The following is a 12,974-nucleotide window of genomic DNA, read 5'->3' as shown; positions in this document are numbered from 1 at the left end:
CGCCTTCGTTCCTTTGTGAACCCCTTCACAAACTTGTCGGCCCGCAGTCTAACGCTTTTACGGGGCAAAGTGGCAGTCGGGGGGTTCGTTCATGAGGCGGGCTTGAAGCCGCGGTGCATGGCGACGATGCCGAGGCTCAAGTTGCGCCAGGCGACACGTTCCCAGCCGGCCTCCTGGATGATCCGCGCCAGCGACGGCTGGTCCGGCCAGTCTCTGATGGACTCGGCCAGATACTCGTAGGAGTCGTCGTTGGAGCCGAGGACCTTGGCCACCTTGGGCAGCATCTTCATCAGGTACTCGCGGTAGAAGAGGTCGAACGACTTGACGGTCACGTGCGAGAACTCCATGATCACCAACCGGCCGCCCGGCTTGGTGACGCGCAGCATCTCGCGCAGCGCCACCGGGGTGTCGTGCACGTTGCGCAGCGCCACCGAGATCGTCACCGCGTCGAAGCTGTCGTCGGCGAACGGCAGCCGCATCGCGTCACCCGCGACGAACGGGATCCCCGGGCCGCTGAGGGCGTTGCCTCCATGGCGGCGCACACCGGTCTGGAGCATGCCCAGCGAGAAGTCGGAGGCGATCGCCCGCGCGCCCAGCGTGGTGAAGCTGTCGGTGGAGGTGCCCGTCCCCGCGCCCAGGTCGAGGACCACCTCGCCGGGCCCCGCGTCCACGGCCGCGGCGACCGCCTTGCGCCAGTAGCGCACCTGACCGAACGAGATCACATCGTTGACGAGGTCATAGCGCCGGGCCGTGCGATCGAACATCGCGGCGACCTCGTGCGGCTGCTTGTCCAACTGAGCGCGGGTCATGCGGCAAGCCTATTGCCCCCGCCCGTAAGGCCCTCATCGCGTGTGCCCTATCCCGACAACCAACGGAAAGTAGCCACTCCATAACGCACCGTCTGCTAGAACTTGGCGAATGTTCGCGCGTGTCACCCTTGCAGCGGTCATCACGATGGCCCCTGTCACGCACACCCGCGTGGTGTCCGCCAACCCGGCCGACACCACCCCCCACGTCCTCGACGGCATCGTCAACACCATCGCCCTGGTGGGCGGCACGGTGGTGGTCGGCGGCTCGTTCAGCGAGGTAGCCGACGCGAGACGCACGACCACCTTCCCCCGGAGCAACCTCTTCGCCTTCGACCTGGCCACCGGCGCCGTCCTGGCCGATTTCGCCCCCGACGTCGCCGGCCCGGTCCACGCCCTGGCCGCCGGCGCCGACGGCACCGTCTACGTCGGCGGCGACTTCCCGTCGGTCAACCGCACGCGGGCGCGCGCGCTGACCCGCCTGAGCCTGTCCGACGGCTCGACGGTACGCGACTTCGCCCCGCGCGTGTCCGGCGGCGCCGTGACCACGCTGGCCAGGCGCGGCGCCCACCTCTACACCGGCGGCGACTTCACCTCGCCGAGAACCGCCCTGGCCAGGCTCGACGCCACGACCGGCGCCGCCGACCCGCGCTTCACCGTCGAGCCCGGCCTGCCCCGCACCCCCAAGGTCAAGGTCCACGCGCTGGCCGCGAGCGCCGACCGGCTGGTGGTCGACGGCAGCTTCACCACGCTCGACGGCGAGCCGCGGCCCCAGCTGGGCGTGATCGACATCTCCACGGCGACGCCCCGGGTGGCCAACTGGCGCACGGCCGCGTACGAGCCGCGGTGCCAGGACGTCTTCCCCAGCTATGTACGCGGCCTCGACCTGTCACCCGGAGGCGACTATTTCGTGGTCGTCACGACCGGCGGCAACGGCGACCCGCGCCGCCTGTGCGACAGCGCGGCCAGGTTCGAGACCCACACCAGGAGCCAGCGCGTCAGGCCGACCTGGGTGAACCACACCGGCGGCGACTCGCTCTACTCGGTCGCGGCGACCGGCGCGGCCGTCTACGTGGGCGGGCATCAGCGCTGGATGAACAACCCGCGCGGCCGTGACTCGGCGGGGCCCGGCGCCGTGCCCAGAGAGGGCATCGCCGCCCTCGATCCGCGCACCGGAAAGGCGCTGGCGTGGAATCCGGGACGTGAACGCGGTATCGGCGTCAAGGCTTTTCTGGCGTACAGCCGTGGACTACTCGTTGGTAGTGACACAACTCGACTCGGACGGGAGTACCATGCCCGGATTGGCATGTTCCCTCTGCCCTAGTCGTCCTGCGGCTTAGGCCGGTTGATCTTGTCGCTGATGCGGGCGCTCATGGCGTCACGCTGCTTGGACAGCAGGACGTAGCTGGCCACACCGCTGATCAGGAAAGCCACCAGGATCAGCACCAGCGGATTTTGCAGTCCGAGCAAGTACAGGACACCGAGAGTCACGGTGAACAAGCCGATGCGCGACGCGGTGTAAACGAGAACGGGATGCACAGGTCAGAGGCTACTCGCTCCTGGTCGTGCCCCTGCGAGCCGTACCGGCTGCCGCTCTTCGCATCGGGCGCGAGCACTGCTACTGTTCCCAGTCAGGGTGTTTCGTAAAGAAACACCCACGAGAGCCCCAAAGAGGCTCTATCATATAACAATCGGGCAGTCAGCCGATAACAACCCGTGATCTTTGTCGAAAACCACGGATAAATCAGGCTTCGCTCGACACACTGGTTACCTGTCCGCCCGCTGGCAGGAAGCGGGATGCGAGGGGGAGAGATTGGTGGAGAGTAGCAGCGAGCGTCTGCTGACCCCAGGAGAGGTTGCCGCCCTCTTCCGGGTAGACCCAAAGACGGTTACACGCTGGGCTGCGGCAGGCCGCATCAGCAGTATCCGCACCCCCGGAGGGCACCGTCGCTTCCGCGAGTCGGAAGTGCACGCCCTTCTTAGAGGCGAGGATGTTCTTACGGCCGAACGGCCGGCAGGTGAGTCCCCGCGCGTTTGACGTTCCGTCAGGTCGGTGATCCTGCGCCGCAGGATCACCGCCACGGATCCCACAGGCACGCTCTTCTCGCCGGTACGGCCCGGCCCCCGTGGCCGAGGACCGAAACGAGCGCCCCACCCCGCGCTGAATCCCGGCACGCGTGCCCACGCCCTCTACGTACATTGCCCGGACGACCCGAACCACGACCCGGCCTCCACCCCTCAGGCCGTCGCGGTGACCACCACCCCCCGTCGGTCAGGGTTGTCCCCCGATGTCAGGCGTCCTCCTGCTCCGCCTTGAAGGCCAGGAACTCCTGTTCCAGCTCGTCGTTCTCCGCCGCCCAGCGCGCACGCCGCTCGGCCGCCTCTTCCTCGGTGCACGACTCCGGCAGCCATCGCTCGTAGTCGGGATCCCCGGGCTCCAGTTCCACATACGCGTTGCCGATGAGACGCCCGTCTTCACTGGTCAGGCTCTGCGGCACGCGCAGGGTCCCGTCAGCGAGCCGGATGACGTACATCGCTCATCACCTAGATTCCGTAGCGCCGGTTGAAGAACAACATGACGTCGAGGGCCATCCGCGTGTCACCGCCCAGCATGTCGACCAGCGCGGGACGCTGGCGCGAGGAGATCGCGGCGAAGGCGTCCGCGAAGAACTCCTTGCGGCCGAGCCCCCCGCCCTGCCGGTGGAAGGCGGAGGCCAGCATGGGAGCGGCCTTCTCGTAGAGTGCCACGAACTCGGGCAAGTCGGAGACCCAATCGCCATGCGGGGAGTCGATGTCGTCGAGGGCGTGGCCGACCTCGTGCATCATCACGTCGGGGGTGGGAGAAGGCCTATCGCCGACGACGATCTTGCGGTCGCCGTACGCGCCGGCGCAGATGTCCCAGGAGGCCTTGCCGGAGGGCAGGGGGGCGCCGCGCAGGTAGCCCATGTCGTCGAGGTCGGGGACGCCGCCGGCGCCCACGTAGATGCCTTCGAGCCCGATGGCGAGCTTGCGCTTCAGCCGTTCCGGCAGCCGGGCGAGGCTTTCCACGGCGCGCACGGCCTCCGGCGAGGGCGGACCGAGCCTGGCGTCCCACTGGCGGTGCAGGACGGCTTCCAGGTCGCCGCAGTGCCGTAAGCCGTCCGCCTGGACGGGCGCGTCGGGCCGGTTGGGCTGCGCGCGCGGCGGCAGGTCGGTGAGCTCGAAGTCGTGCCAGGTGTACTGCGGCCGCTCCACGACCGCGGCGGGCAGCCGCTCGCGCCGCCAGCCGGGCTCGTCGGCCCGCTCGGGTCGCCGCGCCTGCTCCGCCTCTTCCGCGCGCTCGACGCGCTCGCGTCTTCGAAACGGCCACACGCTCCGCTCGGCCTGCGGCTGTGCGCGGAAGGACGGCCCGTCTCCCCCGGCCGGCCGGTCCGCGCGCTTCCGCTCGGCCTCGCGGAAGCCCTCCGCGGGCGTGTCACGGGACCAGAACGAGCGGTCCGCCTCCGGCGGCGCGTCACCGCGGCGCGAGAAGAGGTAGGACCCGCGCCGCCACCAACGTCCACGTCGATGCCGGCCCTTGTCGCTGGAGAAGGCCATCTCACCCCTAGACACCCTGCCCATCAGGTGAAACCCCTCCGCCCCACCTGATCCGGTTCCACGGTACGCGGCCGATCTTCCCGAGTCATCCGAAATGGGACACCGAGCAAGCACGATCACGCCTCGGATGGCTTACAGTTCGGGCATGGCAGGTGTCCTGGTCACCCTGGCGGTGCTGGCTTTCTGGCTCTACTCCCTGTTCGACGTCATCACGACGCCGGAAGACGAGGTGCGGAACGTGCCAAAGACCCTCTGGGTGCTCGTCATCATCCTCGTCCCCGTGGTGGGCGGGCTTCTGTGGTTCCTGCTCGGCAGGCCCACCCGTGGCGCCGCCGAGGACGGTCCCCCGCGCATGCCGCGGCGCCCGGCGCCGCCGCGCCAGGATCCGCCCAAGGGACCGGAGGACGACCCGGAGTTCCTGCGCGACCTCGACAAGCGGATGCGCGGGGAGGAGTGAGCGTCCGCGGCTAGTTGCCGACGTCGGCGTAGCTGTGCATGCCGCCGAGGAAGATGTTGACGCCGACCAGGTTGAACATCAGGCAGCCGAAGGCGACGAGCTGCACGATCGTGGCGGCTTTGCCGCGCCAGCCGGCCGTGACCCTTGCGTGCAGGTAGGCGGCGTAGGCCACCCACGTGATGAACGACCAGACCTCCTTGGGGTCCCAGCCCCAGTAGCGCCCCCACGCCTTGTCGGCCCACAGCGCGCCGGCGATCACCGCGAAGGTCCAGACGGGGAAGGCCACGACGATCGCACGGTGCGCGACCCGCTCCAGGTCGGAGCGGGTGGGCAGGCGTGAGAGGCCGTCGCCGCGGATGAGGTAGAGCACGCCGGCCGCGCCGGCCACGATGAACAGGCCGCTGGCCAGGATCGCGGCGGAGACGTGGATGGCGATCCAGTAGGAGTTGAGCGCGGGCACCACGGGACCGGCGGCGGTGTAGAGGAACTTCACCGCGGCGCCGAGCCCGAGCACCGCCACGACCATGACGAACGGGCCGAGGAAGCGCACGTTGGCGCGCAGCTGCGTGGCCAGGAACGCGGTCACGGCGGCCAGGCAGATGGCGACCACGAACTCGTACATGTTGCCCCAGGGCCAGCGCTCCACCGCCAGCCCGCGGGTGACGATGGCGGCGGCGTTGGCCCCCCAGCCGACCCAGGCCAGGGCCATCCCCACCTTGCCCGCGGTGCCCGCCCAGGCGGGCGGCTCGGGCTCGGCGGGAACCGCGATCTGGTCGGGAGCCTCGTCCTGCGGGGCGCCGACGGTCGCGGGCTGCTTGACGCGGCCCTTGGCGGGCGCGTCGGTACGGGCCTTGCCGTAGGCCAGCTCCAGAGCGAAGCCGATCATGGCGGCGAGGTAGAGGAGCACGGCGCCGACGACGAGCTGGTCGCTCGCCTCGGCCAGTACTTCAGCGGACATCCTTGTCTCCAGCTGATAGGACCTTGACGATGTCGGCGAACTCCTCGGTGAAGCCCGCGGCGGAACCCTCGGTACGGGTGAGGCCGCCCACCTCTGCCGCGCCGTCCTTGACCCGGACGAACACGCGGCGGCGGCGGATCACCAGCGAGAACACGATGGACACGGTGGCGAGACCGGCGGCGAGCAGGGCGGGCACGCGGCCGGGATCGTAGGCGATCTGGAGCGTCATCCACTCCTTGACCTCGACGAACTCCAGCTTGCCGAGTCCGTCGGGCAGGTCGAACGACTGGCCGGGGGCCAGCGGCTCGGGTGCCGTGGAGCCCATGACCAGCGGCTTGAGCTTCTTCATGACGTCGGGCGGCGCCAGCTCGTACACCGACTGGGGTCGTCCCGAGCGCACTCCGAAGTCGCCCGTGAAGGCGCCGAGGACCTGAACCCTCGGCATGAGGTCGCCGGGGAAGCTGGAGGTGAAGCCGCCGCCCTGGGCCGGCGCGATGGTCGGCAGGAAGCGCATGAGGAAGCCGAGCTGACCCGGCTGGGCGTCGGGCGCCTTGAGCACGCAGCCGGAGACCCGGGTGGCCGGGAACTCGATCAGGCACGGGACCGCGCCCTCGAAGGCGACCTGGCCCTTGCCGTCGGTGATGCGGAAGAACGGCGCGTAGCCGTTGCCGATCAGGTAGGTCTGGGTGCCGTTGATCTCCAGCGGCTCGTTGACCTTCAGCTCGTAGTCGCGCTTGGGCGCGCCGGGCGCGTCGCTGACCTTGAGGTGGGCCGAGAAGTCGAGCGGCTGGCCGACCTTCGTCGGGTCGCCGCCGACCTGGTAGGAGGCCTTGAACTCGTCGAGCGTGAAGGAGAACGGCTCCAGCGACTCGGCCGAGACCCGGTTGCCCGGTATGAACCGGTCGTAGGCGGCGACGGTGTTGGCGAAGCCCTCGTCCTCCACGACCAGCACGTTGCCCCGGTAGCCGAACACCGCGCCGATGCCCACGGCGACCAGCAGGCCGAGCAGGGAGATGTGGAAGAGCAGGTTGCCGGTCTCGCGCAGGAAGCCCTTCTCGGCCGAGACCCAGCCGTCGCCGGTCTCGACGCGGAAGCGCAGCTTGCGCAGCCGTCGGGCGGCCACCTCCACGGTGAGCTCCCCGTCGAGGACCGTGTGGTGGGGCAGGCGCGACAGGTGGCGGGGCGCGGCCGGCGGCTTGCGCCGCAGTTCCTTGAAGTACGTCGTGGTCCGCGGCACGATGCAGCCGACCAGCGAGGCGAACAGCAGCAGGTAGATCGCGGCGAACCAGACCGAGTTGAAGACGTCGAAGAGCTGGAAGCGCTCGTACCACTCGGCGCGGACCGGGTCGTTGATGTAGATCTGCGCGACCTTGTCCGGCTCGACGCCGCGCTGCGGGATCAGCGAGCCGGGGATCGAGCCCAACGCGAACAAGAACAGCAGGAGCAGCGCCGTCTTCATCGAGGTGAGCGTGCGCCACGTCCAGCGCAGCCAGGCCACCGGGCCGAACCCGGGCGGCTTGGGCGCCTGCTTCTCCATCTCCTGAACGGCCATCAGATCACCGGCTGGAATCCGCCGATGAGCCCCTGCAGGCTCGCGATCATCTGTCCCCACAACCCGGTGACGAGAAGGACTCCGACGGCGACCATCATGCCCCCGCCGATGCGGGTGATGAGCTGGGAGTGCCTACGGATCGCCGCGAACGTCCGCAGCGCCCTGCTGTACGCCAGCGCCGCCACGACGAACGGCAGCCCGAGCCCCAGCGCGTAGAAGACGGCCAGGGTCGCGCCGCGCGCCGCGCTGCCCTCGTTCAGCCCGAGCGCGAGCACGACGGCCAGCGTCGGGCCGATGCACGGCGTCCAGCCGAGCCCGAACACGATGCCGAGCAGCGGCGCCCCCGCCAGCCCGGCGGCGGGCTTGCGGTGGATGCGCACGTCCCGCATGAAACCCGGTACGAGGCCGAGGAAGGCCAGCCCGAGCACGATCGTCAGCACCCCGAGCACCCGCGTGATCACCTGGGCGTTGCCCAGCACCAGCGAGCCGAGCCCGCCGAACAGCGCCCCGCTGAGCACGAACACCACCGCGAACCCGGCCACGAACAGCACGGTGCCCAGCACCAGCCGCCCGCGCTTGGGGTCGGCGCTCATCCCGGTCACGTACGACAGGTAGCCCGGCACCAGCGGCAGCACGCACGGCGACAGGAACGACACGATCCCGGCGAGCACCGCGATCGGCACGGCCAGCAGCAGCGACCCCGAGGCCACGACCTCATTCATCGCGGACCTTGGTGACGGTGTTCATCAGGTCGGTGAACTTCACCGCGCCCAGCGCCCTGGCCGCGATCCTGCCCTGCTTGTCGATGATCAGCGTGGACGGGATGGCCGCCGGCGGCACGGTGCCCTGGAAGGACAGCGCCACCTCGCCGGGCTGGTCGAAGATGCTCGGGTAGCCGGACTGCTCGGTGCGCTCGAACGCGATCGCGTCGGCCTTACGGTCCTTGAAGTCGATGCCGAGGAACTCCACGCCAGTGGCCTTGGTCTTGGCCGCGACGTCCTTGAGCACCGGTGCCTCGGCCCGGCAGGGCCCGCACCAGGAAGCCCAGAAGTTGATCACCACGACCTTGCCCTTGTGCCCGGCCAGCGAGGCGGTGCCGCCGTCGAGCGTCGGCCCTTCGACGGCGGGCGCGGGCTTGCGCTCGGCGGCGGGGAAGATCTGCATCTTCCCGTCGCCGGCGATGAAGCGGGTGTCACCGGCCTGCGGCTGGCCGCTCTGGTTGCCCGCGCACCCCGCGACCAGGACAGTCAGCAGGGCGAGGGAGAGGGACGTCGCGCGCACGGGAGGATGATCTCCTTGTACTACAACCGGTAGAGCTTGCAACTCTACCGGCGAGGTCGCACGCCCCGAACACCAGGGCTCAGGCTCCCGGCGGACCATGACCTTTCCGCAGAGACCCGGCGGGCTCGCTGTAGCCGACGCTGATCAGCCGGTCCTGGTCGAAGGTGAGGCTGGTGAGGCTGGCCAGGGCGCACTGACGTCGCCGCGGGTCGGGCGACAACCGGCGTCCCTCGGCCGCCAGCCTGATCGCCCAGATCGGGAGCTGGTGGCTGACCAGCACCGCCTCGTGCCCGCGCGCGGCGGCGCGGGCGTCCTCGATCACCGTGCGCATCCGCTGGACGATCTCCAGGTACGGCTCGCCCCACGAGGGCTTCCACGGGTTGTAGAAGTAGCGGTAGTTACGCGGGTCGCGCAGGATCCCGAGGCCCGGGCCGGCAGTGCGGCCCTCCAGGAGGTTGCCCGCCTCCACCAGCCGGTCGTCGGGCTCCACGGGCAGGCCGAGCGCGGTGGCCAGCGGTGCGGCGGTCTCGCGGGCACGTTCCAGCGGGGAGGAGTACAGGGCCACGATGTCGCGGCCGGCGACGGCCTTGGCGACCATCTCGGCCATCTGCTGACCCGTCTCGGACAGGTGGTAGCCGGGCAGTCTGCCGTAAAGGATGCCGTGGGGATTGTGCACCTCACCGTGGCGCAGCAGGTGAACGACGGTGGTCTCAGCCATGGTGTGGCACAGCCTATCCGTTTCGATGGCGCCGACAGGCGACCCGGTCTCGTCCGAAAAGGGCACCGAAGGTAAAGTCGCCTTGACTGCGCCTAGGGTTCCGCGTTCCGGTCCGCCCTGATGAACCACAACCAGGGCCGGGGAGACAGGTCCGAGCGGCGCCGCGGCCCTGGGCCGTACAGCTGACGGGACAAAAGCCTGGAGGCTCCTATCCGCGTACCCGGAAGGAGCTCATCGCTTGAACGCCTGGGCCCTCGCTCTCGTCCTCGTCGCCGCCGTGGCGCACGCCACCTGGAATCTCCTCAGCAAGAAGGCCTCCCAGGCCGACGGCCTGGTCTTCCTCTGGCTGGTCGCGGTCGCCTCGACCGTCATGTGGGGTCCGGTTTTCGCCGGGTTCCTGCTCGTCACGGACACGTCGGTGCGGTGGAGCGACGTGGCGGTGGTCTGCGTCAGCACGGCGCTGCACCTCGGCTACTTCGTCCTGCTGCAGCGCGGCTACCGGTACGGCGACCTGTCGACGGTGTATCCGGTGGCGCGGGGTACCGGGCCGATGCTGGCCAGCCTGGTGGCGGTGCTGTTCCTGGGCGAGCGGCCCGGCATCGCGGGGATCGCGGGCATCGCGCTGGTCGGGGCCGGGGTGTTCATGATGAGCGGCGGTGGCAGGGCCGACGCCCGTGGGCTGGGGTTCGGGCTGGGGACCGGGGTGTTCATCGCGGCGTACACGGTGTGGGACGCGCAGGTGGTCGGCGCGTTCGCGGTGGCGCCGCTGGTGCTGAACTACCTGGGCGAGGCGGGGCGCGCGCTGGCGCTGACCCCGGCGATGCTGAAGGGCGGGCGGCGGCTGCGGATCGGGGCGATCTGGCGCGAGCACCGCTGGCGCGTGCTGGGTGCGGCCGTGCTCATTCCGCTGTCCTACCTGCTGGTGCTGTTCGCGTTCACGATGGCGCCGGTCAGCGTGGTGGCGCCGACGCGGGAGATCAGCGTGCTCATCGCGGTCCTGCTCGGCGGCAGGTTGCTGGCCGAGGGTGACCTGCGCCGCAGGCTCCTGGCCGCCGGGGTGATCCTCGGCGGCGTGGTGACGATCGCCCTCAGCTGAGCCCGCCTGAGGGGCTCAGGTGGGGGCTCCGGCTTCTTTCAGGGCTTCGACCATGGCTCTGATGGCGGGACGGCGGGCGGCGTCGGTGCGCCAGATGGCGTAGATGCGGCGGGTCTGCCGGGGCAGGGTGGGGATCGCGCGCACCCGCGACGGCATGCAGTCACGGCCCAGCCTGGGCACGATCGCGCAGCCGAGACCGCCGGCGACCAGCGCCATCTGCGTCGGGTACTCGTCGGCCATCGAGACGATCTCGGGTTCGAGGTCGGCGCTGCGCAGCGTGTAGACCAGCCAGTCGTGGCAGATGGTGCCGGGCGAGGAGCTGATCCACCGCTCGCCGCTCAGCTCCGCCAGCTCGATCTCCCTGCGGTCGGCCAGGGGGTGGTCGGCGGGCAGGATCACGTCGGCGATGTCGTCGAGCAGGATCGCCTTGGACAGCCCGTCGGGGATGGCCATGGGCCGGTTGAGCCAGTCCTGGACGACGCCCAGGTCGAGCTCTCCCCTGGCGACCTCGCGCACCACGCGCTCCGGCTCCCGCTCGTTGAGCAGGATCTGCAGGTCGGGGTGGCGCTCGCGCAGCGTGCCGAGCGCGGGCGGCATCAGGCCGCGGGCGGCCGTCGGGAAGGAGCCGACGTGGAGCTTGCCGACCACCTCGCCGCGCAGCGCCTCGAAGTCGGCCTCCGCGGTCTCGACCAGGGCCAGAATGCGCTCGGCGTGCTCGGCGAGCAGCCCTGCGGCGTCGGTGAGCCGCACACCGCGCCCGTTGCGCTCCATAAGCCGTGAGCCGGTCTCCCGCTCCAGCTTGGCGATCTGCTGCGACACCGCGGAGGGCGTGACCATGAGGGCGTCGGCGGCGGCGCCCACGGAGCCGTAGACGTGCACCGCGTGCAGCGCTTTGAGCCGATTCAGATCCAGCATCAGGTGTGAGCCTCCTCTCGTAAGCCATCCTAAAGGGTTTAGCGTAGAAAGTCTCGCTTGTGGTTGATTGTGTAGCGAGAGAAAATATATGCATGAGAAACAACACCGCACAGAAGACCGAGACCTCCTACCTCAAGAAGCTTGCCGAGCAGGCCCGCGAGCAGCGCATCCGCGCCCAGAAGCCCGCCTCCAAGTAGTGAGGCCGCGCCATCTGGCCCTCGCCGTCGGCCTCGCGGCCGTGTGGGGCTTCAACTTCGTCGTCATGGAAGTGGGCCTGCGCCACTTCCCGCCTCTGCTGTACGCGGCGCTCCGGTTCGCCCTGGCCGCCTTCCCCGCGCTCTTGCTCGTGGGACGGCCAGGCGTACCGTGGCGCTGGGTCGCGGGTGTCGCGGCGGCGGTTGGAGTGGGTCAGTTCGGCTTTCTGCTCATCGGCATGCGGGCGGGGATGCCGCCCGGCCTCGCCTCACTGGTCCTGCAGGCCCAGTCGCTCTTCACCGTCGTCTTCGCGGTAACCCTGCTGGGCGAACGGCTGACCGGCCGCCGGATCACCGGGCTGACCCTCGCGCTCGGCGGCCTCGTCCTCGTCGCCGTCGACTTCGGCGCCTCGGGCCCGTTCGGCGCCTTCGCGCTGTGCGTGGCCGCCGCCGCCTCGTGGAGCGTCGGGACGATCATGCAGCGCCGGGCCGCGCCGCCCGACTCGCTGCGCTTCATGGTGTGGGTGAGCGCCCTGTCGGCGCCGCCGCTGTTCCTGCTGTCGTTCGCGGTCGAAGGCGTGCCCGTGCTGAGCGCCCCGCTTGAGGGCTGGCTGTCGCTGGGCTACGTGGCGTTCATCTCCACGCTCGGCGGCTTCGGCGTCTGGGGCTGGCTGCTGCACCGCTACGACGCCTCGGTCGTCGCCCCCTACACACTGCTCATCCCGGTGTTCGGGATGTCGTCGGCCGCGCTGTTCGTCGGTGAGCCCGTCGGCTGGGCGAAGGCGGGCGCGGCCGTTCTCATCGTCTGCGGCGTCCTTTACGCCGGTACGCGCCCCCGCTCGGCCCCTTCGCCGTCACCCTCGCCGGCGCTCGCGCCCGCCGGGCGGTCGAGCCGGTAGATGACGTGGTCCCGGTCGTCGACCGGGTTGTCCGGCTCCAGTTCGCCCTCCGCCACCCGGCGCAGGCCCGCCTTCTCCAGCGCCCGCCACGAGGCCCTGTTGGCCTTGGACACCGGGACGATCACGCAGGTCGCCTCCGGGTCCGCCCAGGTCGACTCAACGATCGCGCGGATCATCGACGGACCCAGGCCCTTGCCCACCTGTTCCTCGTCGCCGATCAGGTAGTCGATGCTGACCGCGCCGCCGGGCACGTCGAGGATCGGGGCCAGCTCCTCGGCGTACTCGGGGTAGTCGGCGTATCGGGAACGCTGCACCAGACCCAGCGGACGGCCGTCGAGGAAGACCAGCAGGTCCTCCGACGGCTCCTCGCCCCGGGCCGCCGGGCCGAAGTCGCGCGCGACGGCCTCCGCCGAGGTCTCGTGGTTCCACCACCGGGCCACGTGCGGCCGCTCCAGCCACTGCTTCACCAGCGGGAAGTCGTCCTCGGCGAGCCGGCGCCAGGTGATCACCATGACGTCGACG

The 12,974-nt window shown here is 70.2% G+C and carries 16 protein-coding genes; 5 read left to right on the top strand and 11 right to left on the bottom strand.

Features of this window, described 5'->3' with window-relative positions; translation table 11 throughout:
• Positions 1-89 precede the first annotated feature (89 nt).
• Positions 90-809: a demethylmenaquinone methyltransferase gene (locus tag ACIBI5_RS16885; protein ID WP_184958610.1), complete on the bottom strand. Its 720-nt coding sequence runs from the start codon at positions 807-809 to the stop codon at positions 90-92.
• Positions 810-918: 109 nt separating this feature from the next.
• On the opposite strand from ACIBI5_RS16885, the gene ACIBI5_RS16880 reads away from it, so the two are divergent.
• Positions 919-2,130, top strand: coding sequence for a hypothetical protein (locus ACIBI5_RS16880; RefSeq protein WP_397247650.1), 1,212 nt, complete (start codon positions 919-921; stop codon positions 2,128-2,130).
• Here ACIBI5_RS16880 and ACIBI5_RS16875 read toward each other — a convergent pair.
• Complete coding sequence (locus ACIBI5_RS16875) at positions 2,127-2,345, bottom strand: DUF4229 domain-containing protein (RefSeq protein ID WP_397247648.1); 219 nt, start codon at positions 2,343-2,345, stop codon at positions 2,127-2,129. The genes ACIBI5_RS16880 and ACIBI5_RS16875 overlap by 4 nt on opposite strands.
• A gap of 277 nt (positions 2,346-2,622) precedes the next feature.
• Between ACIBI5_RS16875 and ACIBI5_RS16870 the strand changes: the two genes are divergently transcribed.
• Positions 2,623-2,844 carry a BldC family transcriptional regulator gene (locus tag ACIBI5_RS16870; protein ID WP_157248821.1) on the top strand — a complete coding sequence of 74 codons (222 nt, stop codon included), beginning with the start codon at positions 2,623-2,625 and terminating at the stop codon, positions 2,842-2,844.
• Positions 2,845-3,097: 253 nt separating this feature from the next.
• On the opposite strand, the gene ACIBI5_RS16865 is transcribed toward ACIBI5_RS16870, so the two are convergent.
• Both ACIBI5_RS16865 and ACIBI5_RS16860 read right to left on the bottom strand, forming a co-directional pair.
• Positions 3,098-3,340, bottom strand: coding sequence for a hypothetical protein (locus ACIBI5_RS16865; RefSeq protein ID WP_379625274.1), 243 nt, complete (start codon positions 3,338-3,340; stop codon positions 3,098-3,100).
• A 10-nt stretch (positions 3,341-3,350) separates the two neighbouring features.
• Positions 3,351-4,397, bottom strand: a complete 1,047-nt coding sequence (locus tag ACIBI5_RS16860; RefSeq protein WP_397247646.1) for a hypothetical protein — start codon at positions 4,395-4,397, stop codon at positions 3,351-3,353.
• Between the two features lie 130 nt (positions 4,398-4,527).
• Between ACIBI5_RS16860 and ACIBI5_RS16855 the strand changes: the two genes are divergently transcribed.
• Positions 4,528-4,839, top strand: coding sequence for a PLDc N-terminal domain-containing protein (locus tag ACIBI5_RS16855; protein WP_397247644.1), 312 nt, complete (start codon positions 4,528-4,530; stop codon positions 4,837-4,839).
• Positions 4,840-4,849: 10 nt separating this feature from the next.
• Here the strand turns inward: ACIBI5_RS16855 and ccsA are convergent, their stop codons facing one another.
• The 5 genes from ccsA to ACIBI5_RS16830 form a co-directional block, all read right to left on the bottom strand.
• Entirely contained in the window at positions 4,850-5,797 is a 948-nt protein-coding gene (ccsA, locus tag ACIBI5_RS16850; RefSeq protein WP_397247642.1) for a cytochrome c biogenesis protein CcsA, read from the bottom strand.
• Positions 5,787-7,349 carry a cytochrome c biogenesis protein ResB gene (locus ACIBI5_RS16845; RefSeq protein ID WP_397247640.1) on the bottom strand — a complete coding sequence of 521 codons (1,563 nt, stop codon included), beginning with the start codon at positions 7,347-7,349 and terminating at the stop codon, positions 5,787-5,789. Before ACIBI5_RS16845 ends, ccsA begins: the two co-directional genes overlap by 11 nt.
• A complete protein-coding gene (locus ACIBI5_RS16840; RefSeq protein WP_397247638.1) occupies positions 7,349-8,071 on the bottom strand; it encodes a cytochrome c biogenesis CcdA family protein in 723 nt (240 codons plus the stop codon). The genes ACIBI5_RS16845 and ACIBI5_RS16840 overlap by 1 nt, the downstream gene beginning before the upstream one ends.
• A complete protein-coding gene (locus tag ACIBI5_RS16835; RefSeq protein WP_397247636.1) occupies positions 8,064-8,630 on the bottom strand; it encodes a TlpA family protein disulfide reductase in 567 nt (188 codons plus the stop codon). The genes ACIBI5_RS16840 and ACIBI5_RS16835 overlap by 8 nt, the downstream gene beginning before the upstream one ends.
• A gap of 79 nt (positions 8,631-8,709) precedes the next feature.
• Positions 8,710-9,348 carry a histidine phosphatase family protein gene (locus ACIBI5_RS16830; protein ID WP_397247634.1) on the bottom strand — a complete coding sequence of 213 codons (639 nt, stop codon included), beginning with the start codon at positions 9,346-9,348 and terminating at the stop codon, positions 8,710-8,712.
• A gap of 238 nt (positions 9,349-9,586) precedes the next feature.
• Between ACIBI5_RS16830 and ACIBI5_RS16825 the strand changes: the two genes are divergently transcribed.
• Positions 9,587-10,444, top strand: a complete 858-nt coding sequence (locus ACIBI5_RS16825; protein ID WP_397247632.1) for an EamA family transporter — start codon at positions 9,587-9,589, stop codon at positions 10,442-10,444.
• Between the two features lie 15 nt (positions 10,445-10,459).
• Here the strand turns inward: ACIBI5_RS16825 and ACIBI5_RS16820 are convergent, their stop codons facing one another.
• Positions 10,460-11,359 carry a LysR family transcriptional regulator gene (locus ACIBI5_RS16820; RefSeq protein ID WP_397247630.1) on the bottom strand — a complete coding sequence of 300 codons (900 nt, stop codon included), beginning with the start codon at positions 11,357-11,359 and terminating at the stop codon, positions 10,460-10,462.
• 196 nt (positions 11,360-11,555) lie between these two features.
• Between ACIBI5_RS16820 and ACIBI5_RS16815 the strand changes: the two genes are divergently transcribed.
• Positions 11,556-12,452 carry an EamA family transporter gene (locus ACIBI5_RS16815; RefSeq protein WP_397247628.1) on the top strand — a complete coding sequence of 299 codons (897 nt, stop codon included), beginning with the start codon at positions 11,556-11,558 and terminating at the stop codon, positions 12,450-12,452.
• Here ACIBI5_RS16815 and ACIBI5_RS16810 read toward each other — a convergent pair.
• Complete coding sequence (locus ACIBI5_RS16810) at positions 12,371-12,964, bottom strand: GNAT family N-acetyltransferase (protein ID WP_379638221.1); 594 nt, start codon at positions 12,962-12,964, stop codon at positions 12,371-12,373. The two genes, ACIBI5_RS16815 and ACIBI5_RS16810, sit on opposite strands and share 82 nt — an antisense overlap.
• Between the last annotated feature and the right edge of the window lie 10 nt (positions 12,965-12,974).

Source organism: Nonomuraea sp. NPDC050540, from assembly GCF_044457485.1.
In the GTDB taxonomy this organism is placed as follows: Bacteria; Actinomycetota; Actinomycetes; order Streptosporangiales; family Streptosporangiaceae; genus Nonomuraea.
This window is presented reverse-complemented; position numbering and strand designations above follow the sequence as displayed.